The sequence below is a fragment of the Streptomyces sp. NBC_01723 genome (assembly GCF_036246005.1).
In the GTDB taxonomy this organism is placed as follows: domain Bacteria; phylum Actinomycetota; class Actinomycetes; order Streptomycetales; family Streptomycetaceae; genus Streptomyces.
This window is the reverse complement of sequence record NZ_CP109171.1, coordinates 4197281-4216484: the sequence shown is the minus strand read 5'-3', so window position 1 is coordinate 4216484 and position 19204 is coordinate 4197281. Positions and strand designations below refer to the sequence as shown.

The window sequence follows — 19204 nt, the reverse complement described above, 5'->3', positions numbered from 1 at the left end:
TTCCCGCGCCCATGCCGGAAAAGCCTCCACGACGTATGAACAAACGGCACTTACGGCACAGTTGCCTTCGTAGGCCGCACTTTCTGTGTGAGCCATGTCATCGTCGGTGGCCGCCACGCCGCTTCAGGCGCGGGCGAGTTCCGCCGCGCCGAAGGAGACGTCGAAGCGGTCGCACCAGATGCTGACGCTGCTGTAGCCGGCCGGGTCGATGTGGGTGGGCACGGTGTAGTTCTGGCTGCCCTTGTTGCCCTTGAGCTTGCCCAGGCCGATGTGCTTCCCGTCGTCGAAGACGTGCCAGCCGGCCCGGCCCTCCTCGACCGGTGCGTCGGTCAACAGGACGCGCAGGTCGGGGCCGTTGCTGGTGTCGAGGTCCTCCAGGCGCACCACGTGCGAGCCGTCGGCCAGCCGCACGAGTTCCACGGTGCCGGAGGTCGCGTGCTCGTGGCTGATCAGGTCGCCGCTCGCCAGGGTGACCGGCCCGGAAGCGGAGGGTGCGGCCGGCTTGTCGGACGACGGCCCCCGGGCAGGGGCGCGGGAGGCGTCAGCGGTCACGGGCAGCGCCTCGTTGACCGTCTCGTCCTGCCACAGCTTCCACGGCTGGAACCAGTACAGCCCGAGGCCGGCCGCGGCGACCGCCACCAGCAGCACGCCGCCAACCCACGGTCTGACCCTCGCGCTTCGTCCACGTCCCATGCCGTCCGCCTTCCGGAGAGAATGCCGCGTCGTTTCCGTATCGCCTCCATTCAACGGACGGAACGGCCGGGCCGCGCCGTTCGGCGGATGACGAAACCCTTACGTCCGCCGGCCCGTCGAGTTGTCCGAGAACTTCTCCGGGATTGTCCGTGATCCGTAACGGACGGATCCCGTGCCCGCCTTTCGTCGTCATGCCAGGTGGACCCGGGTCACCGAGGTTCGCCGGGGAACTGCGGGAAGGCGGGGCGGGCATGGCGCGGCACAGTGGTGGGCGGGGCTGGTACGGCAAGGTGGTCGGGGCCGCCCTCGGGGTGACGATGCTCGCCGTCGGTGCCTCGGTGTGGACCGCGCAGGCCGATGCCGTGGGCGGTTCGGCACCGAAGGCGTCCGCGTCGCCCGCGGCGGGCGGTGCGGTGAAGCCGGTCGACGTGACCATCGCGCACGCCTCGGACGCGGGGGCGCGCGGCGTGAACATCACCATCGACGACGGGCCCGACCCCGCGTGGACGCCTCAAGTGCTCGACCTGCTGGAGGAGTACGGGGTGAAGGCCACGTTCTGCGTGACGGGGACGCAGGCGCAGGCCCACCCCGACCTCGTGAAGAAGGTCGTCGCGGCCGGGCACCGGCTCTGCGACCACTCGGTGTCGCACGACACCTCCATGGACCGGAAGTCCGAGGCGTACCAGTCGAAGGAGATCCTCGACGCCGAGCGGATGATCATCAAGGCGTCGGGCGGCGTGCGGCCGATGTACTACCGCGCTCCCGGCGGCGCCTTCACCCCCTACAGCCGCAAGCTCGCCGCCTCCCACGGGATGCGCCCGCTGGGCTGGAACGTGGACACCAAGGACTTCGAGCGGCCGGGCACGGACGCCATCGTCGAGACCGTCCAGCGGGAGCTGGCCAACGGACCGACGCTCCTCTTCCACGACGCGGGCGGCGACCGTTCGCAGACCGTCGAGGCCCTGCGTCGCGTGCTTCCGTGGCTGGCGGAGCAGGGGTACGCGTTCGGGTTCCCCGTGCGTTGATCCCGGCCGGTCCGCGCGAGCGGACCTCAGAGGGCCGCGGCCGGTGCGGCCCGGCGCCCCCGCAGGCCGCCCGCGAAGAGGAGGGCCAGGCCGAGGCGGGCATCTCGCGCAGCACCCTGCTGCGCCGGCTGGGCGGCAACCGGCACGCCCTGGACGAGGCGGTCCGCGCCGCCGGTGTCGATCCCGGCGGGCAGCGGCCGGTGCGGGAACGGGCCCTGGAGGCCGGCGCCGCCCTCATCGGCGAGCGGGGGCTGTCCGCGCTCTCCCTCGAACGCGTCGCCGCGCAGGCCCAGTGCTCGGTGCACAGCCTGTACGCCGCGTTCGGCGGCCGGGACGAGTTGCTGCTGGCCGTCTTCGAGCGCTACAGCCCGATCCTCGACGTCGAGGCCGTGCTGGCGGCCCCGTCCGCGGATCTGCGCAGCACCGTGCGGACCGTGTACTCCCTCATGGCCGCCGCGCTGAGCCGTGAGCCACGGCTCCTGCCCGCCGTCTACGCCGAAGTGCTGGCCCGGCCGCACGACGACTCCGTACGGCCGATCACCGAGCAGTTCCTCCCGCGGATGTTCGCCGGCGTCGGCCGGTGGCTCACCGTCGAGATCGCGGCGGGGCGCATCCGTGACCTGCCGCTGCTGCTGCTCATGCAGCAGATGACCAGCCCGCTCATGATCCACTTCCTGATGCGGCCGACCACGGACCGGATGCCCCACTACTCCGTCCCGCCCGTCGAGGACGTCTGCGACACGTTCGCCGACGCGTTCCTGCGCGCCGTCACACCGCCGCGGGACGGACCTCCGCGCGCGTGACGGCACGGCGCCGGGCCGGTACGCCGAGGGTCGGGTTGGCGACGCCCCAGGCGGCGGCCTTGCAGACCAGCTCCTTGTAGACGGCGGCGAAGCGTCCGGTCAGGGCAGCCCGTACGGCGCGGTCGTCGGCGGTGACGTACTGGATCAGGCCCTCCCGGCGGCCCAGCGAGATGCACTGGTTGAAGTAGCGCAGCGGCGCGTTCGGGAGCTTGCCGCCGGTCAGGCGGGCCGCGATGGAGTCGGCGGCCTGCCAGGCGGTGGGGGTGCCCGAGGCGCACGACATCCGCAGCGGCTTGTCGCCGGGGCCCGCCGCCATGGCCGCGTCGCCGATGGCGTACACGTCCGGGTGGGAGACCGAGCGCATGGTCCCGTCGACCACGATCCGGCCCGTGTCGGTCACGTTCAGGGTGGTGGCCCGCGCGATGGGGTGGACGGCGAAGCCCGCGGTCCACAGGGTGACCGCGGCCGGGATGGTGGCGCCGTCGGCGGTGGCGACGTGGTCCGCCGCGACTTCGGTGACCGCGGCGTTCTCGTACGCCGTGATGCCGAGGGTGCCGAAGACCTTGCGCAGGTGGCGGCGGCCCTTGGGCGAGAGCCAGTCGCCCAGACCGCCGCGCGCCGCGAGGGACACGTCGAGGTCCGGGCGGGCCTCGGCGATCTCGGTGGCGGCCTCCAGGCCGGTCAGGCCGCCGCCGACGACGACCACGCTCTCTCCGGCGTCCAGCCCGGCCAGCCGCTCGCGCAGCCGGAGCGCTCCCGGGCGGCCGGCGATCTCGTGGGCGTACTCGGCGGTGCCGGGCACGCCCTGGTGGTTCCAGGCGCTGCCGAGGGCGTAGACGAGGGTGTCGTATTCCAACTCCCGGTCCTCGCCCGGGTGGTCCGGGTCGGTGACGGCGACCGTCCTGCGGTCCACGTCCACGCCGGTGACCTTGGCGAGCCGCACTTCGACACCGGTGTCCGCGAACATCTCGCGGAGCGAGCGGGGCCTGAGCTCCTGGCCGACGGCGAGCTGGTGCATCCGGACCCGTTCGACGAAGTCGGGCTCGGCGTTGACGAGGGTGATGGCGACATCCTCGCGGCGCAGTCGCTTCGCGAGGCGCCCGGCGGCGATGGCACCGGTGTATCCGGCGCCCAGGACGACGATGCGGTGCTGCATTTCCCTGCTCCTTGTCTCCGGTGTCCGACGGTCTCCGGGTTCCGGAGCCCTTCGGCGGGTTCGCCCCTTGAACCGGGCGGCCCGCCGTTTCCTGACAGGAGCAGGGTGTGATGCGCGTCACATGCGCACGGGCGGTGGTCAGAAGGCGTTGAACAGGGGTTCTCCGTGGTCGGTGGAGGCCCAGCGCCGCGTGGCGCGTTCGAGCTTGTCGGGGTTGACCTGGTTGCGGAACCCGGCGATGCCCTCGGGGGTGATCTCCAGGCACATGACGCCGATGACCCGGCCGTCCACGACCGCCACCACGGCGGGGTCGCCGTTCGCGGTGTCGGCGTAGACCCCGACGGTGCCGCCGGCCAGGGCCCGCTTGGCCTTGCCGGGCTTGAACAGGCCCCGCATGAACGTCGCCACCGCACGGGCGCCCTCGAACGCCTTGGCCCGGGCCGGGACCTTCCCGCCGCCGTCGCCGATCGACACGGCGTCCTGGGTGAGCAGGCGGACGAGCGGTTCGGTACGGCCGCTGGTGGCCGCCGCGAGGAACTCCTCGACGACCCGCCGGGCGGCGGCCTCGTCGATCTCGGTACGGGCCTTGCCCTCGGCGACGTGCTTCTTGGCGCGGTGGAGGATCTGCTGGCTGGCGGCCTCGGTGAGGTCGAGGATCCCGGCGATCTCCCGGTGCGTGTAGCCGAACGCCTCGCGCAGGACGTACACCGCGCGCTCGCCCGGCGACAGCCGCTCCAGCAGGGCGAGCACGGCGAAGGAGACCGACTCGCGCTGTTCGGCCGTGTCGGCCGGGCCGAGCATCGGGTCCCCGGCGAGCAGCGGCTCGGGCAGCCACTGACCGACGTAGGTCTCCCGCCGGGCGCGGGCCGAGGTGAGCTGGTTGAGGCAGAGGTTGGTGAGCACCTTCGTCAGCCAGGCCTCCGGGACCTCGACACGGCCGACGTCGGTGGCCTGCCAGCGCAGATACGTCTCCTGCACGGCGTCCTCGGCCTCGCTCGCGGAGCCGAGGAGGCGGTAGGCGATGGCTTCCAGACGGGGCCTGGACGCCTCGAACCGTTCCACGTCTTTCATGGTCAGGGCCATGGGCCGGATCTTAGGCGACAGGGCCCACCCGCCAGGGCGTGCGGACGGTCGGCGCCCCGTCACCCCTGGCAGCGCGGGCACCACACCGTGCCGCGGCCGCCCACGCGGGAGTGGCGCAGGTGGGTGCCGCAGCGGGGGCAGGTGGGGTCCGGGGTGTCGCGGTGGCCGGTGAGCCAGGAGGCGCGTGGTGGGACGCGGCCCGCGGGGACGGCCGAGCGCAGGGTGCGCCGCATGTGCGTGTGGAGGCGGCGGCGGTCGGACTCGGTGAGGCTGTTCGCCGAGCGGGTGGGGTGCAGGTGGGCGCGCCACAGGATCTCGTCGGCGAGCAGGTTGCCGAGGCCGGCGACGACGGACTGGTCGGTCAGCGCCGTCTTGACGCTGCCGCGCCGTGCGCCGAGCGCGGCCTCGAAGTGCTCCCGGTCGACCGTCAGCGCGTCCGGGCCCTGGTGGTCCAGGAGGCGGGCGACGTCGGACTCGTCGTGGGCCAGCCACAGGCCCCGGAGTTTGCGCTGGTCGCGGTAGCGGAGCCGGCGGTCTCGGGAGACCGTGAACAGGACCCGGTCGTGCGGGTGGGCGGGGTCGTCGGGGCGGCCGCAGAGCAGCAGGCCCGTCATGCCGAAGTGCAGCAGCACGGTGGGGCCGCCGGTGCGGGCGAGCAGCCACTTGCCGTGCCGTTCCGCCCGTGTGAAGCGCCGGCCCTCCAGCGCCTCGCGCAGCCCCCGGGCGCTCACTCCGTGCAGGACCCCGGTGTCGCGCACCTCGACACGCTGGACGGTCCGGCCCGTCGCGCAGGACGCGAGGACCTCGCGGAACCCCTCGACATCGGGCAGCTCCGGCACGCGGGCCTCCTCCCGGAACACGGGCCGCCTCGAACGGCCCCGCTCTCCCATGGTGCGCGCGCCGCGGGCTCCGTGCAGCACGCCGCCGCGGGTCGCCTATCTTGGCGCCCATGCAGGCATACACGATCGGCCAGGCGGCCCGGCTGCTCGGCGTCAGTCCGGACACCGCGCGGCGGTGGGCGGACGCGGGGCGGGTGACGACCCACCGCGACGAGGGCGGCAAGCGGCTCATCGACGGCAAGGACCTGGCCGCCTTCTCCGTGGAGCTGGCCCAGAGCGGCAGCGGCGAGGAGGACGCGTCCTGCACCTCGGTCCGCAACGCCTTCCCCGGCATCGTCACCGCGATCAAACTCGGTGACGTGGCGGCACAGGTCGAGATCCAGGCCGGCCCGCACCGGCTGGTGTCGCTGCTGACCCGGGAGGCCGTGGAGGAACTGGGCCTGGAGGTCGGGATGGAGGCCACCGCCCGGGTGAAGTCGACGAACGTGCACATCGACCGGGGTTGAGCGGGACGGGCCCCGGGGGTTCTCGCGTGCCGACGTACAGCACTGGCCAGGCCGCGCGCCCGTTGAGGGTGAGTCCGGAGACCGTGCGCCGGTGGGCCGACGCGGGGCGGCTGCCGATGGGGCGGGACGGCTCCGGGAACCGGGTGATCGACGGCGTGGGACTGGCGCGGTTCGTGCGGGAGCGGCTGGGAGCGGGCGGGCGACACCCCCGGGGTCCCGGCGTCGGCGCGCAACGCGTTCACCGGGACCGTCACCGCTTTACGGCCCGACGACGTGGCGGCACAGGTCGAGATCCAGGCCGGCCCGCACCGGATCGTGTCCCGGGTGACCCGGGAGGCGGTCGTAGACCCCGGTCTCGCGGTGGTGGGGGCACCGTCACCGCGCGGGTGACGTCGACGGACGTGCACGTCGAACTGCCGTGGCGGACGGCCCGCCGCCCGGCTCCATGCGGCACAGCAGGGCCGCCCGGCCGGGCGTCCCGTACAAACGCACATGCCATGCCAGAGATGGTTTGTTCCTGCTCATGCGAAGAGACAGGAGACTTCCGGCTGGCATCTGCGGCATTATCATCGGCGTAAGCGCAGTCGGCCCAGCACTATCAGCATCAGAGGGAGTGGACCCGTGACGACCCGTTCCGCGCGCCGGACCCGTCGCCCCGTGCAGGTGGTGGGGGCGACCGCCGCCGCGCTGCTGGCGCTGAGTGCCTGCTCCTCCGATTCCGACTCCGACGCGAGCCCCGGCTCGGGCTCCGGTGAGAAGTCCGGCGGTGCGGAGAAGCCCTCCGGGACGGTCAACGTCTTCGCCGCGGCCTCGCTCACCGAGAGCTTCACCGAGCTGGGCAAGGAGTTCGAGAAGCAGCACCCCGGCACCAAGGTCGTCTTCAACTTCGGCGGCAGCGACTCGCTCGCCGCGGGCATCACCAGCGGCGCCCCCGCCGACGTGTTCGCCTCCGCCAGCCCCAAGACCATGAAGGTCGTCACGGACGCCGACGCCGCCTCCGGGACGCCGGCCACCTTCGTCCGCAACCGGCTGGAGATCGCCACCCTGCCGGGCAACCCCGACGGGATCGCCTCCCTGAAGGACCTGACCGGGTCCGGCCTGAAGGTCGTCCTGTGCGACAAGTCGGTGCCGTGCGGGGCCGCCGCCGAGAAGGCGCTGGACGCGAGCAAGCTGAAGCTGACGCCCGTCTCCTACGAGGAGGACGTGAAGTCGGCGCTGAACAAGGTCGTGCTCAAGGAGGCCGACGCCGCCCTGGTCTACAAGACCGACGTGAAGGCCGCCGGTGACAAGGTGGAGGGCGTGGAGTTCCCCGAAGCCGCCGACGCCGTCAACGACTATCCGATCACCCTGCTCGAGGACGCACCCAACGCCGGGGTGGGCCAGGCGTTCATCGAGCTGGTGCGGTCCGCCGAGGGTCAGAAGGTGCTGACCGAGGCCGGGTTCACCGCACCGTGACCGCACCGCCCGGGAGAGCGCGGGTGAAGGGCGGGGCTCCCCTGCCTCTGCTCGTGCCCGCGCTGATCGGCCTCGCCTTCCTGGTGCTGCCGCTGACCGCCCTGCTGATCCGGGCCCCCTGGGCGAGCATGCCGGAGCTGCTGACCAGTGCCGAGGTGTGGCAGGCGCTGCGGCTGTCGCTGATCTGCGCCACGGCGGCGACCGTGGTGAGCATGGTGATCGGCGTGCCGCTGGCCTGGCTGCTGGCGCGGGTCGAGTTCCCCGGGCGCGGTCTCGTACGGGCCCTGGTGACGCTGCCGCTGGTGCTGCCGCCGGTGGTGGGCGGCGTGGCGCTGCTGATGGCGCTGGGCCGCAACGGGGTCGTGGGGCAGTGGCTGGACTCCTGGTTCGGGATCACCCTGCCGTTCACCACCACCGGCGTCGTCATCGCCGAGGCGTTCGTGGCGATGCCGTTCCTCGTCATCAGCGTCGAGGGCACCCTGCGCGCCGCCGACCCGCGCTACGAGGAGGCGGCCACCACCCTGGGCGCCTCCCGCTTCACCGCCTTCCGCCGGGTCACCCTGCCGCTGATCGCGCCCGGCATCGCCGCGGGCGCGGTGCTGGCCTGGGCCCGGGCACTCGGCGAGTTCGGGGCGACGATCACCTTCGCCGGGAACTTCCCCGGCCGCACCCAGACCATGCCGCTGGCCGTCTACCTCGCCCTGCAGAGCGATCCGGAGGCGGCCATCGCCCTCAGCCTGGTGCTGCTGGCCGTGTCCATCGCCGTACTCGCCGGACTGCGCGACCGCTGGATGACCGCCTCATGACCGGGAGTGAGAAGCGGACCGCGCCCCGCGCGGACGGGCTGGACGCGCGGCTCGTCGTCGACCGCGGGGACTTCCGTCTCGACGTGACGCTGACGGCCGCGCCCGGCGACGTGGTCGCCCTGCTCGGGCCCAACGGCGCGGGCAAGACCACCGCCCTGCGCGCGCTGGCCGGCCTCGTCCCGCTGTCCGACGGCCACCTCCGCCTCGACGGGGACGAGCTGGACCGTACGCCGCCGGAGTCCCGGCCCGTCGGCGTCGTCTTCCAGGACTACCTGCTCTTTCCCCACCTCACCGCGCTGGACAACGTGGCCTTCGGGCCGCGCTGCCACGGCGCCGGCAAGGCCGAGGCACGGGCCCGGGCGGCGGTCTGGCTCGACCGCATGGGCCTGGCCGAGCACAAGGGCGCAAAGCCTCGCCGGCTCTCCGGCGGCCAGGCCCAGCGGGTCGCGCTCGCCCGCGCCCTGGCCACCAGTCCCCGGCTGCTGCTCCTGGACGAGCCGCTCGCCGCCCTCGACGCCCGCACGCGCCTCGACGTCCGCGCCCAACTACGGCGTCACCTCGCCGACTTCGAGGCGGTGGCCGTGCTCGTCACGCACGACCCGCTGGACGCCATGGTCCTCGCCGACCACCTCGTCGTCGTGGAGGACGGCCGGGTCGTCCAGGAGGGCACCCCGTCGCACATCGCCCGCCACCCGCGCACCGACTACATCGCCCACCTGGTCGGCCTCAACCTCTACCGGGGGCGCGCCGAGGGGCACGCCGTACGTCTGGACGACGGGACGGCGATCACGACCACCGAGGAGCTGACCGGGCCGGTGTTCGTGGCGTTCCCGCCCAGCGCGGTCACCCTGCACCGGGACCGCCCCACCGGCTCCAGCGCCCGCAACCTGTGGCGCTGCGAGGTCGCCGGACTGGAGACCCACGGCGACCAGATCCGCGCCGACCTCACCGGCGAACTCCCCCTCGCCGCCGACCTGACCACGGTCGCCGCGGCCGAACTCGACCTGCACCCCGGCGCCACCGTCTGGGCCACGGTCAAGGCCACCCAGACCCACGCCTACCGCGCTTGACCGACGGGCCGTCAGGCCGCCTCCAGTTGGGGCTCCGGCTGCTGTGCCGGCGCTGTCGCGCCCGTCGGCTGCCATCCCCTCGTGGTCCGTACGTAGCCGTGGATCACCGAGGCCATCGCGAGCAGGAGGAGGGGGCCGAAGACCAGCGGGTGGCGGGCCATGTCCAGGGACAGATATCGGGTCGACGCGAGGATCGCGGCGAAGACGAGCGCGCCGTGGGCGACCAGTCGGACTCCCGCCCGGTCCCAGCCGCGGTCGAATGCGCGCAGGGCCGCCTCGACCGTGACGGCGAAGACCACACCGGCGACGAGGTCGATGCCGTAGTGATAGCCGAACCCCAGCGTCGCGCTGAGCGTGGCGACGAGCCAGAACGTTCCTGCGAAGCGCAGAACCCTCGGCCCCTTCCGGGAATGCAGGAAGATCACGGTGGCCCACGCCGTGTGCAGGCTGGGCATGCAGTTGCGCGGGGTGATCCCGTCGTACGTCACCGCGGCGGGCGCGCTGATCGGCGGCGGCGTGTCCGGCCACAGGGTGGCGACGGCCCACTGCTCACCGCCGGTGCCGAAGGCCCCGGTGCCGTAGGTGAAGATCGGTCCGACCACGGGGAAGATCATGTAGATACCCGGCCCGAGCAGGCCGATCACCAGGAAGGTGCGCACCAGGTGATGGCGCGGGAAGCGGCGCTCGGCGGCGACATGGCGCAGTTGGTAGAGCGCCACGACCACCGCGGCCACCGCGAGTTGGACGTAGACCCAGTCGAGGACGTGCTCGCCGACCGGGCCCGCGGCCCTGACCGCCCGGCCCACCAGCCAGGAGGGGCTGCCCAGCGCGTGATCGGCGACCGCGACGTACGGGTCCAGCACCTTCGGGTGGGTCTTCGCGGTGATCAGCAGCCAGGTGTCGCCGGTCTTGCGGCCGGCCACCAGCAGCAGACCGAGCCCGACCCCCTTCAGCAGCAGGACCCTCTCCCGGCCGGTGCGGCGCGTGACCGCGAGGACGCCGCAGCCGAGGACCACCCACAGCGCGCCGTTGCCGAAGGAGTGGCTGCCGGACACCGTGGCGCCCGCCGCCCAGCGCACCAGCGCGAAGACGAGGTCGACACCGACCGCGCAGGCGGCCGCCACGAAACGCTGACGCCGGGTCAGGACCACCATCGTCAGCGCCAGGCCGGCGTAGAGCAGCGGTCCCGAGACGGGGGCGAACACCACCTCTTTCGCCTGGTTGGTGATCGGCCCCGGGAGGCCGTAGCGGCGCGCGGCGATCTCCAGCGCGACGAGGAACGCGAGAGCCGCCACACCCGCCACGGCCCAGAGTCTTGCGCGCGGCTGACGCCAACGTATTCGCGAGGGTATCCGTGATGGCATGTATCTCAATCTTTATTCTGTTTGCGTCTTTTTACTGATTTGCGCAAATAACGACCTTTCGGCGACGGGAGGGTTACCAACCCGTCAGCCCAAGAAGACGAATGTATTACTGCGCGGGTTGCCAGGCGAAGCCGTCGGGGTCCTCGAACGGCGCGGTCTCCGCGGCGATGACGAGGCGGTGCGAGCCGCTGCCGTCGGCGTCGACGCCCGCGACCTTGGCGAGGCCGCGCCGCTTGTAGAGGGAGAGCTTGACCGTGCCCGGTTCGGTGGCGAACTCGACGTACTTGCTCCCGAAGCTCTTGCCGACGGCGAGCCCGCGCTCGACGTAGAACTGCTTGCTGGCCTTCACGTCCTCGACTCCGAGCAGGAGCACGATCTCGTCGAACTCGCGCGTGACCGGGCCGGTGTCCTTCTTCTTCGAGGTGGCGAGCTGCCAGATCGTGCCGTCCGGTGCCTGGACGACGCCGCCGTAGCCCCACAGGGACTTCGCCGCGGGCTTGACGACGGTGGCGCCGGCGTCCACGGCGGCGGCGAGCAGCGCGTCGACGTTGCCCGGCTGGGACACCACGAGGGACAGGGTGAAGCCGCGGAAGCCGGTCGTCGGGGAGTCGGAGGCGCCGACGCGGACCTGCTTCGGGTCCAGTCCGAAGGCGTCGGAGTAGAAGCGGGTGGCGGCCTCGGTGTCGGCCACTTCCAGGGTGATGGCGTCGATGGAGTTCATGTCCACGAAGGTATGGGCGGCGGGGTCGGCGATGCTTCTCGAAAACTGACCATGCTGCCGCGTGTCTCAGCCGCTCAGGCCGAGTTCACCCGCCCGCACCCCCGCCTGGAGGCGGGAGCCGGCGTCGAGGGCGTCGAGCAGTTCGGCGACCCGGCGCCGGTAGGTGCGCAGCGACATGCCCAGTTCGCGGGCGGCGGCCGCGTCGGTGGCGCCCGAGCCGAGGGCGCGCAGGACCCGCTGGGCGGCGGCCTCAGCGACCTCGGCGGGGCCCGGATCGCCGAGGTCGCGGCCCGGCACGGCGCCACCGTCCCGCAGATCGCCCCGGCCTGGCTGCTCGCGTCCTCCCCCGTCACCCTCGCCATCCCCGGCACGGGCTCCCTGTCCCATCTGGAGGAGAACACCGCCGCCGGGTCGGTCGTCCTCACCCCGCGGGATCTGGCCGACCTCGGCTGACCCCGGGCCACGCCCGGACGCCGGCCCGGGATCACAGGTGCGACGGGATTATCACGAGCGTCCACACGGTCACGGCGTGCTACTGTCGATGGAAGTTGCAGTTGTGGTTGCCTGAAGGTTTTTCCGACGGGGTGATCATCACGGCGACCGGCGCTCACACAGGGTGAACGCCGAGCACCGTACCGAAGGAGAAAAAAATGGCATCCGGCACCGTGAAGTGGTTCAACTCGGAAAAGGGCTTCGGCTTCATCGAGCAGGACGGCGGCGGCCCCGACGTCTTCGCCCACTACTCGAACATCGCCGCCCAGGGCTTCCGTGAGCTGCTCGAGGGCCAGAAGGTGACCTTCGACATCGCGCAGGGCCAGAAGGGCCCGACCGCCGAGAACATCGTGGTCGCCTGACCTCACGACGCAATCGCGTTACTTCGCAGTCGGGGCCCGCACCTTGGGTGCGGGCCCCCGCTCGCGTTTCTTTGTTTTTCTTCTCGTTTTCTTCTCCATTCTCCGGTCCCGCGCCCCGATGCGCCGACAGTGACCGGACCCGGCTCGTTCTTGCGATTCCCCGCGCCGTACCACCGCTGCGGGACTCCCTTGATACGTGCCGTATCGAGGAAGGTTCCGTATGGACCGCGCACGCACACGCACCAATGACCGCAGCCGCTCCGGCGGCGGCCCCCGCCGCCCCTCCCGGACGGCCGGCCGCTCCCAGAGCCCCGGCCGCCGTCCGGCCGCCGCTCCCCAGGGCGAGTTCGCGCCCCCGAAGACGATCACTCCGGCGCTGCCCGCCGTCGACTCGTTCGCCGAGCTCGACCTGCCGGAGCGCATGCTGGCCGCGCTGAGCGGCGAGGGCGTGAGCGTGCCGTTCCCGATCCAGGCGGCGACCCTGCCGAACTCGCTGGCCGGGCGCGACGTACTCGGCCGGGGCCGCACCGGCTCGGGCAAGACCCTCGCCTTCGGCCTCGCCCTGCTGGCCCGCACGGCCGGCCTGCGCGCCGAGCCGCGCAGGCCGCGCGCCCTGGTCCTCGTCCCCACCCGTGAGCTGGCCCAGCAGGTCACCGACGCGCTCGCCCCGTACGCCCGCGCCGTGGGCCTGCGGTCGGCCACCGTGGTCGGCGGCATGTCGATCGGCCGGCAGGCCAGTGCGCTGCGGGGCGGCGCCGAGGTCGTCGTGGCGACGCCGGGACGGCTCAAGGACCTCATCGACCGGGGCGACTGCCACCTCGGCGACGTCGGCATCACCGTGCTCGACGAGGCCGACCAGATGACCGACATGGGCTTCATGCCGCAGGTCACCGCCCTCCTCGACCAGGTGCGGCCGGACGGGCAGCGGATGCTGTTCTCCGCCACCCTGGACCGCAACGTCGACCGGCTGGTCCGCCGCTACCTGTCGGACCCGGTGGTCCACTCCGTCGACCCGTCGGCCGGCGCCGTCACCACGATGGAGCACCACGTGCTGCACGTGCACGAGGCGGACAAGCAGGCCACGACCGTCGAGATCGCGGCGCGCGACGGCCGGGTCATCATGTTCCTGGACACCAAGCACCGGGTGGACCGGCTGGTCAAGCACCTGCTGAAGAGCGGCGTGCGGGCGGCCGGGCTGCACGGCGGCAAGTCCCAGCCGCAGCGCACCCGCACCCTCGCCCAGTTCAAGGACGGGCACGTGACGGCGCTGGTGGCGACCAACGTCGCGGCCCGCGGCATCCACGTCGACAACCTCGACCTGGTCGTCAACGTGGACCCGCCCGGCGACCACAAGGACTACCTGCACCGCGGCGGCCGTACGGCCCGCGCCGGCGAGTCGGGCAGCGTCGTCACCCTGGTCACGCCCGACCAGCGGCGCGACATGACGCGGCTGATGATCTCGGCCGGCATCACCCCGCAGGTCACCCCGGTCCGCTCGGGCGAGGCGGAGCTGTCCCGCATCACCGGTGCGCAGGCTCCCTCCGGCGTCCCCGTCGTCATCACCGCACCGGTCGTGGAGCGCCCGCGGCGTGCCGCGTCCGGCACCGGCTCCTCGTCCCGCGGTCGGCGCGGCCGCTCCGGCCAGGCCCGCTCCGGCCAGGCCGCGTCCGTCCCGCAGACCCGCACCGGTCAGGGCCGCGGCGGCGGTCAGAGCCGCTCCGCCGGCGAAGCCCCGCGGCGCAGGCCGCGCCGCCAGTCCGCCGGTGGTTCGGCGGCCTAGACGAACCGCAAGCCCATCCGCTCCGTCCCCCCTTGTTGGAGGCATCATGCGCTGTGTCATCGCCCGGTACCCGTTCGACCTCACCAAGCAAGGGGTGCTGGACTCGATGAAGGGCGTCACGCCCCTGCCCGTCACGGGTGAGTCCGTGACCATCGGCCGCCGCCGCTACCCGGTCAAGCAGGTGGGCGAGGTCGTCACCCGGCAGGACAGCCGCGACTTCTCCGGCGCGGAGGTCACCCGGGCCATGACGCGCCTCGGCTTCACCTGCCACCCGGCTCCCGGTGCCGAGCCCGCCCCGGCGCCCGCCGCCACGCCGGTCCAGACCGCGTCGGCGATGCTCGGAGGACCGGCCCAGCCGCAGGAGTGAGGTCGGACCTCCTCCGTCAGGACAGTCCCGTGGCCCGGCCCGCGCCGTCCCAGCGCACCTCGCTCACGCGCCGGACGGCGTCGCGGTCGAGCGGGCCGAAGACGTGCGGGAAGAGGGTGCCCTCGGCGACCCCGGGCGGCGGTGCGGGCGCCGCCGCCTCCCACACGCACCGCGCGGTGAGCCGGTCCTCGTCGAGGAGCACCGCCAGCAGTGGACGGGGCGCGGCGCGGTAGTAGGCGTTGACGACGGCGAGCGTGGTCGCCTCGTCGGGCGAGCAGTGCACGAACCCGTCCTCGGCGAGGGAGGCGGGGGCGTAGGGCCGGCCGGGTTCGGCGTTCCACTCGGCGAGCGGTACCACGTGGTAGATCATCGTTCCGTTTTAACAGCCGGGCCGCCGGGCTCCGAGGGCGTGGGCACGGAGTCCGGGGCGGACGGCGGCGCGGACGCCGAGGGCGAGGGGGCCGACGGGGTCGGCGCGGTCCCGGTGGATGCGTCGGGGACCGGACTCGGCGCCTGTGAGGCGTCACGCGGCGGGGCCGGGGTCGGTGCGGTCGTCGCGGGCGGGTCGGCGGGGGCCGGGGCCAGCGGGGCCGTCGGACGCGGGGGCGGGGCGGGGGAGGCCCAGTTCAGCGGCAGCGCGATCAGGGCGGCGGCGGCAGCGGTCGCTGCGGCACCGGCGGCGGCACGCAGCAGACGCCGGCGGGAAGCGGCCTTGCGGATCGCCTCGTAGCGGCCGGGCGGCGGGCCCAGGTACGCGGTCTCCGGGCGGAGCACGACCAGCAGCGGATCGTCCTCGTCCCGTCCGGACCCGGGGTCGTCCTCAAGGCGTGTGGTCAAGGCTTCTCCTCAGATGGACGCGGAGCAGTTCGCGGGCCGCGTGGAGGTCGGCCTTGACGGTTCCTTCCTTGCGCCCGGTCAGCGCGGACACCTCCCGGATCGGCATGTCAGCGTAGTAGTGGAGCAGGATCGGCACCCGCAGTCGCTCCGGCAGGGACTGCACGAGCAGCCGTACCGAGGGGTCGGTCTGCTCGGGGTGCGGGCGTACGGCGACCTCCGCGGTGACCCGGCGCACGGCCCGGCGTTCGCGCTCCAGCTTGCGCCAGTGATCCCGGACGAGGTTGGCGGCGGTCACGTAGAGGAACCCGCGTGGCTCCTCCACGGACGTCCAGCGGGCCCAGAGCCGGGTGAACGCCTCCGAGGCGATCTCGTGGGCCGTCTCGTCGTCGTCGACGAGCCGGCGGCACCAGCCGGCGAGGCGCGGATACAGGGCGGCGAACAGCTCGGACGCCGCCCTGTCACGGGACCGTTTCAACGCTCTCCATGGTCGTGAGGGTATGCCGTGCGCACGGCCGGTCAGGAGGCCGCGGGACGCGTCGCGCTCAGCGCGGCGAAGACGATGACGTTGTCCCGGTACTCCTCGCCGACGCGCGGGCCACCGCAGGTGATGAGCCGCAACTCCGGCCGGTTCACGTCCCCGTAGACGTCGTCCGTCGGGAACTCGGCCTTCCGCACCGTCCGTACGGCGGTGACCGTGAACTCGGCCGCCGCGCCGTTCTCCAGGCGCGTCTCGATCCGGTCGCCCCGGTGCAGCCGCGCCAGGTGCCGGAAGACGCCGTCGCCGTGGGTGCCGACCGTGACGTGGCCGAGGAGGACCGACGGTCCCACCTGGCCCGGGGTCGGCGAGTGCCGGTACCAGCCCGCCCGGTCGTCGTCCGTGACGGGCGGGACCTGCACCGTGCCGTCCGCCGCGAGCCCCAGCCGCATCACCGGGGTGTCGACGCCGACGGCCGGGATGCGCAGGCCGACCGGCACCGAACGCTCCAGTGGACGCGCGGACTTGGCCCCGGGCGACGGAGGCGCGGTGGTGCCGGGGCGGTCGGACGCGGCCACGTCGTTCCCCGCGTTCCCCGCGTCCCCGGCGCCGCCGCCGCAGCCGGCGAGCAGCACGGCGAGCGCCGCGGCGGCGAGGGCGCGACCGGCAGGCCGGCTCATGCCCCGGTCGCCGCCCGCCGACGCCGTACGACGAAGAGGACCGCGCCGCCCGCGACGAGCACGGCACCGGCGCCCGCGCCGACCAGCCCCTCGTCGGTCCCGCCCGGCTCCGGGGTCGCGACGCCGGTGTCGGGGGCGCCCTCGGGCACGGCGGAGACCTGGCCGTCGGCCGGGGCGGGGGTGGGCGCCTCGTCCGCCGTGCCCGGCTCGCTGGGCGAGGGGGTCGCAGCCTTGGTCGGGGCCTCGCTCGGCACGGGGCTCGGGGTGCTCTGGGCCGGGACCTTGGTGGGCGCGGGGCTGGGGTCGTCGGCGAACGCGGGGGCGGTGCCGGCCAGTACGGCGGTGCAGGCCAGGGCCACGGCGCTGAGGATGGTGCGGCGCATCGGGTCGCTCTCTCTCGGTGGGGGGTGGTGAGGTGGATCGGACGGAGAGACGAGGCGGCGACCCGGCGGGTTGTAAAGGGATGGCAAAGTCGTGGTGGGGGCGGACGCATGCCCTTCTTACGGACCCGTGACGTGCCGCGCCGGACGCCCGGCGCGAGGGCCCCACGCCCCTAGCGTGGACGCATGCGCGTACTGGTCACCGGCCATGCCGGGTTCATCGGGTCCCATGTCGTGGCGGCACTGCGGGAGCACGGGCACGAGCCCGTCGGATACGACGTCCGCGAGGATCCCGCCGCCGACGTGCGCGACCCCTCGGCGGTCGCCAAGGCGCTCACCGGGGTGGACGCCGTGTGCCACCAGGCGGCGATGGTGGGGCTCGGCAACGGGTTCGCCGACGCGGCGGAGTACGTCTCGCGCAACGACCTCGGCACCGCCGTCCTGCTCGCCGCGATGGCGGAGGCGGGCGTGGGGCGGCTCGTGCTCGCCGGGTCGATGGTCGTGTACGGCGAGGGGCGCTACGAGTGCGCACGGCACGGCGTGGTGCGGCCCGGCCCGCGTGCCGTCGCCGACCTGGACGCGGGCCGGTTCGAGCCGCCGTGCCCGGTGTGCGGCGCGGCCCTGTCCCCGGGGCTGGTCGGCGAGGACGCGCCCACCGACCCGCGCAACGTGTACGCGACGACCAAGCTGGCCCAGGAGCATCTGGCCGCCGCCTGGGCGCGGTCGGCCGGCGCAACGGCGGTGTCGCTGCGCTACCACAACGTGTACGGCCCCGGGATGCCCCGCGACACCCCGTACGCCGGGGTCGCCTCCTTCTTCCGCTCCGCGCTCGCCCGCGGCGAGGCCCCCCGGGTCTTCGAGGACGGCGGCCAGCGCCGGGACTTCGTGCACGTACGGGACGTGGCCGCGGCCAACGTCGCGGCGCTGACGGCCGACCGCCCGTACGGCACGCTCACCGCCTACAACGCCGGCAGCGGCGACCCGCACACGGTGGGCGAGATGGCCACCGCCCTCGCCGAGGCGTACGGCGGCCCCGAACCGGTCGTCACCGGCGAGTACCGCCTGGGCGACGTACGCCACATCACCGCCGACTCCACCCGCCTGCGCACCGACCTGTCCTGGCACCCCCGGGTCGACTTCCGGGAGGGCATGCGGGAGTTCGCCCGGGCGGGTCTGCGGGGGGATTGACGTCGGGGCTCAGGCGTCGGCCAGGGGGAGGGTCACCTCGAAGCGGCAGCCGCCGGGGATGTTGTGGACCGTGGTGCGGCCGCGGTGGGCTTCCACGATGCCGCGGACGATGGCCAGGCCCAGACCCGCGCCGGCCGGAGGGGTACGGGCGTGGGTGCCGCGCCAGCCGGTGTCGAAGACGCGCGGCAGGTCGTCCTCGGGGATGCCGCCGCAGCCGTCGGAGACGGAGAGCACCACGCCCTCGGGCGAGGGTTCGGCGGCGACGGCGACCGTGCCGTCGGCGGGGGTGCGGCGGATGGCGTTGACCAGGAGGTTGCCGAGGACGCGGCTCATCTCCTTGCCGTCCACCTCGACCGGCACCGCCGCCACCGCGTCGCCCACCAGCCGTACGCCGTGCTCCCGCGCGAGCGGGTCCGCGCCCGCGAGGGCGTCGCCGACCAGGTCGTAGAGCGAGATCCGGGCGGGGGCGAGGGCGAGCGCACCGGCGTGGATGCGGGAGAGTTCGAACAGGTCGCCGACCATGTCGTTGAGGCGTTCCACCTCGGTGCGGATCTGGCGGAGGTAGCGGTCGGGGTCCGCGGCGACGCCGTCCTCCAGGGCCTCGGACATGGCCCGCAGGCCGGCCAGCGGCGTGCGCAGGTCGTGCGAGATCCAGGCGACCAGTTCGCGCCGGGAGGTCTCCAGGGCGCGCTCGCGTTCCCGGGACTCGGCGAGGCGGGCGCTGGTGGCGGCCAGTTCACGGCTGAGGGCGTCGAGTTCGGCGGTCGCCGGGACGGTGGGGGCCGCGTAGTCGCCGTCGTCGCCGAACGAGCGTGCGGCGGCGGTCAGTTCTCGGCTGCGGGCGACCACCCAGCGGCCCAGCAGCAGCGCGGTGGCCAGCGACACCACGGCCGCCATCGCCGCGACGGTGGTGACCACGGACAGGTCGTGCGGGGACAGGAACATCGCCCAGGCGACGGCGAGCGTGCCCGCGAGCATCGCGAGGACGGCGACCGCCGCCACCACCGCGAGCGACGCGGTCAGCGAGCGCCGCCGGATCAGCCGCAGCACGGCCGCGCCGGCCAGCCCGGTGACGGCGGCGCCGGCGAAGGCGTACAGGGCGATGAGGAGGGTGTCGTGCAT

The 19204-nt window shown here is 73.6% G+C and carries 22 protein-coding genes and 3 pseudogenes; 13 read left to right on the top strand and 12 right to left on the bottom strand.

All coding sequences use genetic code 11. The features are described 5' to 3' along the window. Nucleotides 1-123: 123 nt before the first annotated feature. Nucleotides 124-693: a DM13 domain-containing protein gene (locus tag OIE75_RS19415; RefSeq protein WP_307013853.1), complete on the bottom strand. Its 570-nt coding sequence runs from the start codon at nt 691-693 to the stop codon at nt 124-126. A gap of 251 nt (nt 694-944) precedes the next feature. Here OIE75_RS19415 and OIE75_RS19410 point away from each other — a divergent pair, with 251 nt between their 5' ends. Beyond that, entirely contained in the window at nt 945-1718 is a 774-nt protein-coding gene (locus tag OIE75_RS19410) for a polysaccharide deacetylase family protein (RefSeq protein ID WP_329471597.1), read from the top strand. After that, on the top strand, nt 1715-2521 hold the full coding sequence (locus OIE75_RS19405) for a TetR/AcrR family transcriptional regulator (RefSeq protein WP_329471596.1): 807 nt from the start codon (nt 1715-1717) through the stop codon (nt 2519-2521). The genes OIE75_RS19410 and OIE75_RS19405 overlap by 4 nt, the downstream gene beginning before the upstream one ends. On the opposite strand, the gene OIE75_RS19400 is transcribed toward OIE75_RS19405, so the two are convergent. The 3 genes from OIE75_RS19400 to OIE75_RS19390 form a co-directional block, all read right to left on the bottom strand. Next, entirely contained in the window at nt 2487-3677 is a 1191-nt protein-coding gene (locus tag OIE75_RS19400; protein WP_329471595.1) for an NAD(P)/FAD-dependent oxidoreductase, read from the bottom strand. The two genes, OIE75_RS19405 and OIE75_RS19400, sit on opposite strands and share 35 nt — an antisense overlap. A gap of 138 nt (nt 3678-3815) precedes the next feature. Beyond that, entirely contained in the window at nt 3816-4760 is a 945-nt protein-coding gene (gene sigJ, locus OIE75_RS19395; protein WP_307013849.1) for an RNA polymerase sigma factor SigJ, read from the bottom strand. Nucleotides 4761-4819: 59 nt separating this feature from the next. After that, entirely contained in the window at nt 4820-5599 is a 780-nt protein-coding gene (locus tag OIE75_RS19390) for an Fpg/Nei family DNA glycosylase (protein WP_329471594.1), read from the bottom strand. A 110-nt stretch (nt 5600-5709) separates the two neighbouring features. Between OIE75_RS19390 and OIE75_RS19385 the strand changes: the two genes are divergently transcribed. From OIE75_RS19385 to OIE75_RS19365, 5 genes and pseudogenes are all read left to right on the top strand, one after another. Continuing rightward, complete coding sequence (locus OIE75_RS19385; RefSeq protein WP_125493920.1) at nt 5710-6105, top strand: TOBE domain-containing protein; 396 nt, start codon at nt 5710-5712, stop codon at nt 6103-6105. Nucleotides 6106-6131: 26 nt separating this feature from the next. Then, nucleotides 6132-6524, top strand: a pseudogene (locus tag OIE75_RS19380) (TOBE domain-containing protein); the annotation flags it as partial. A 202-nt stretch (nt 6525-6726) separates the two neighbouring features. Next, entirely contained in the window at nt 6727-7560 is an 834-nt protein-coding gene (gene modA / locus OIE75_RS19375) for a molybdate ABC transporter substrate-binding protein (protein ID WP_329471593.1), read from the top strand. Beyond that, the gene (gene modB, locus OIE75_RS19370; RefSeq protein WP_329471592.1) at nt 7557-8366 is read left to right on the top strand and encodes a molybdate ABC transporter permease subunit; all 810 of its coding nucleotides are present in this window, start codon (nt 7557-7559) and stop codon (nt 8364-8366) included. The genes modA and modB overlap by 4 nt, the downstream gene beginning before the upstream one ends. Beyond that, a complete protein-coding gene (locus tag OIE75_RS19365; RefSeq protein ID WP_329471591.1) occupies nt 8363-9436 on the top strand; it encodes an ABC transporter ATP-binding protein in 1074 nt (357 codons plus the stop codon). Before modB ends, OIE75_RS19365 begins: the two co-directional genes overlap by 4 nt. Nucleotides 9437-9447: 11 nt before the next feature. Here OIE75_RS19365 and OIE75_RS19360 read toward each other — a convergent pair whose 3' ends face one another. From OIE75_RS19360 to OIE75_RS19350, 3 genes and pseudogenes are all read right to left on the bottom strand, one after another. Next, nucleotides 9448-10800 carry a phosphatase PAP2 family protein gene (locus OIE75_RS19360; protein WP_329471590.1) on the bottom strand — a complete coding sequence of 451 codons (1353 nt, stop codon included), beginning with the start codon at nt 10798-10800 and terminating at the stop codon, nt 9448-9450. 106 nt (nt 10801-10906) lie between these two features. Beyond that, nucleotides 10907-11521 carry a glyoxalase gene (locus OIE75_RS19355; protein WP_307013843.1) on the bottom strand — a complete coding sequence of 205 codons (615 nt, stop codon included), beginning with the start codon at nt 11519-11521 and terminating at the stop codon, nt 10907-10909. A 66-nt stretch (nt 11522-11587) separates the two neighbouring features. Beyond that, nucleotides 11588-11761 (bottom strand): annotated as a pseudogene (locus OIE75_RS19350) (DNA-binding response regulator); the annotation flags it as partial. On the opposite strand from OIE75_RS19350, the pseudogene OIE75_RS19345 reads away from it, so the two are divergent. The 4 genes and pseudogenes from OIE75_RS19345 to OIE75_RS19330 all read left to right on the top strand — a co-directional run. Continuing rightward, nucleotides 11756-11974: pseudogene (locus tag OIE75_RS19345) on the top strand (aldo/keto reductase); the annotation flags it as partial. The pseudogenes OIE75_RS19350 and OIE75_RS19345 sit on opposite strands and share 6 nt — an antisense overlap. A 197-nt stretch (nt 11975-12171) precedes the next feature. Next, a complete protein-coding gene (locus OIE75_RS19340; RefSeq protein ID WP_019324834.1) occupies nt 12172-12375 on the top strand; it encodes a cold-shock protein in 204 nt (67 codons plus the stop codon). Between the two features lie 220 nt (nt 12376-12595). Continuing rightward, on the top strand, nt 12596-14155 hold the full coding sequence (locus OIE75_RS19335) for a DEAD/DEAH box helicase (RefSeq protein ID WP_307013842.1): 1560 nt from the start codon (nt 12596-12598) through the stop codon (nt 14153-14155). A gap of 46 nt (nt 14156-14201) precedes the next feature. After that, a complete protein-coding gene (locus tag OIE75_RS19330) occupies nt 14202-14522 on the top strand; it encodes an SCO5918 family protein (RefSeq protein ID WP_307013841.1) in 321 nt (106 codons plus the stop codon). Between the two features lie 16 nt (nt 14523-14538). Here OIE75_RS19330 and OIE75_RS19325 read toward each other — a convergent pair whose 3' ends face one another. Then, complete coding sequence (locus OIE75_RS19325) at nt 14539-14892, bottom strand: DUF952 domain-containing protein (RefSeq protein WP_122616680.1); 354 nt, start codon at nt 14890-14892, stop codon at nt 14539-14541. A gap of 39 nt (nt 14893-14931) precedes the next feature. On the opposite strand from OIE75_RS19325, the gene OIE75_RS19320 reads away from it, so the two are divergent. Beyond that, on the top strand, nt 14932-15252 hold the full coding sequence (locus OIE75_RS19320) for a hypothetical protein (protein ID WP_307013839.1): 321 nt from the start codon (nt 14932-14934) through the stop codon (nt 15250-15252). Between the two features lie 90 nt (nt 15253-15342). Here OIE75_RS19320 and OIE75_RS19315 read toward each other — a convergent pair whose 3' ends face one another. The 3 genes from OIE75_RS19315 to OIE75_RS19305 are packed head-to-tail and all read right to left on the bottom strand — an operon-like array spanning nt 15343 to nt 16897. Next, nucleotides 15343-15834: an RNA polymerase sigma factor gene (locus tag OIE75_RS19315; protein WP_122616678.1), complete on the bottom strand. Its 492-nt coding sequence runs from the start codon at nt 15832-15834 to the stop codon at nt 15343-15345. Nucleotides 15835-15875: 41 nt separating this feature from the next. After that, a complete protein-coding gene (locus OIE75_RS19310) occupies nt 15876-16514 on the bottom strand; it encodes a class F sortase (protein WP_307013838.1) in 639 nt (212 codons plus the stop codon). Continuing rightward, nucleotides 16511-16897, bottom strand: coding sequence for a sortase-dependent protein (locus OIE75_RS19305; RefSeq protein ID WP_329471589.1), 387 nt, complete (start codon nt 16895-16897; stop codon nt 16511-16513). The genes OIE75_RS19310 and OIE75_RS19305 overlap by 4 nt, the downstream gene beginning before the upstream one ends. Nucleotides 16898-17080: 183 nt before the next feature. Here OIE75_RS19305 and OIE75_RS19300 point away from each other — a divergent pair, with 183 nt between their 5' ends. Next, complete coding sequence (locus OIE75_RS19300; protein ID WP_307013836.1) at nt 17081-18082, top strand: NAD-dependent epimerase/dehydratase family protein; 1002 nt, start codon at nt 17081-17083, stop codon at nt 18080-18082. A 9-nt stretch (nt 18083-18091) separates the two neighbouring features. Here the strand turns inward: OIE75_RS19300 and OIE75_RS19295 are convergent, their stop codons facing one another. Further along, nucleotides 18092-19204 (bottom strand): sensor histidine kinase, encoded by a 1113-nt coding sequence (locus OIE75_RS19295; RefSeq protein WP_307013835.1) that lies wholly within the window; start codon nt 19202-19204, stop codon nt 18092-18094.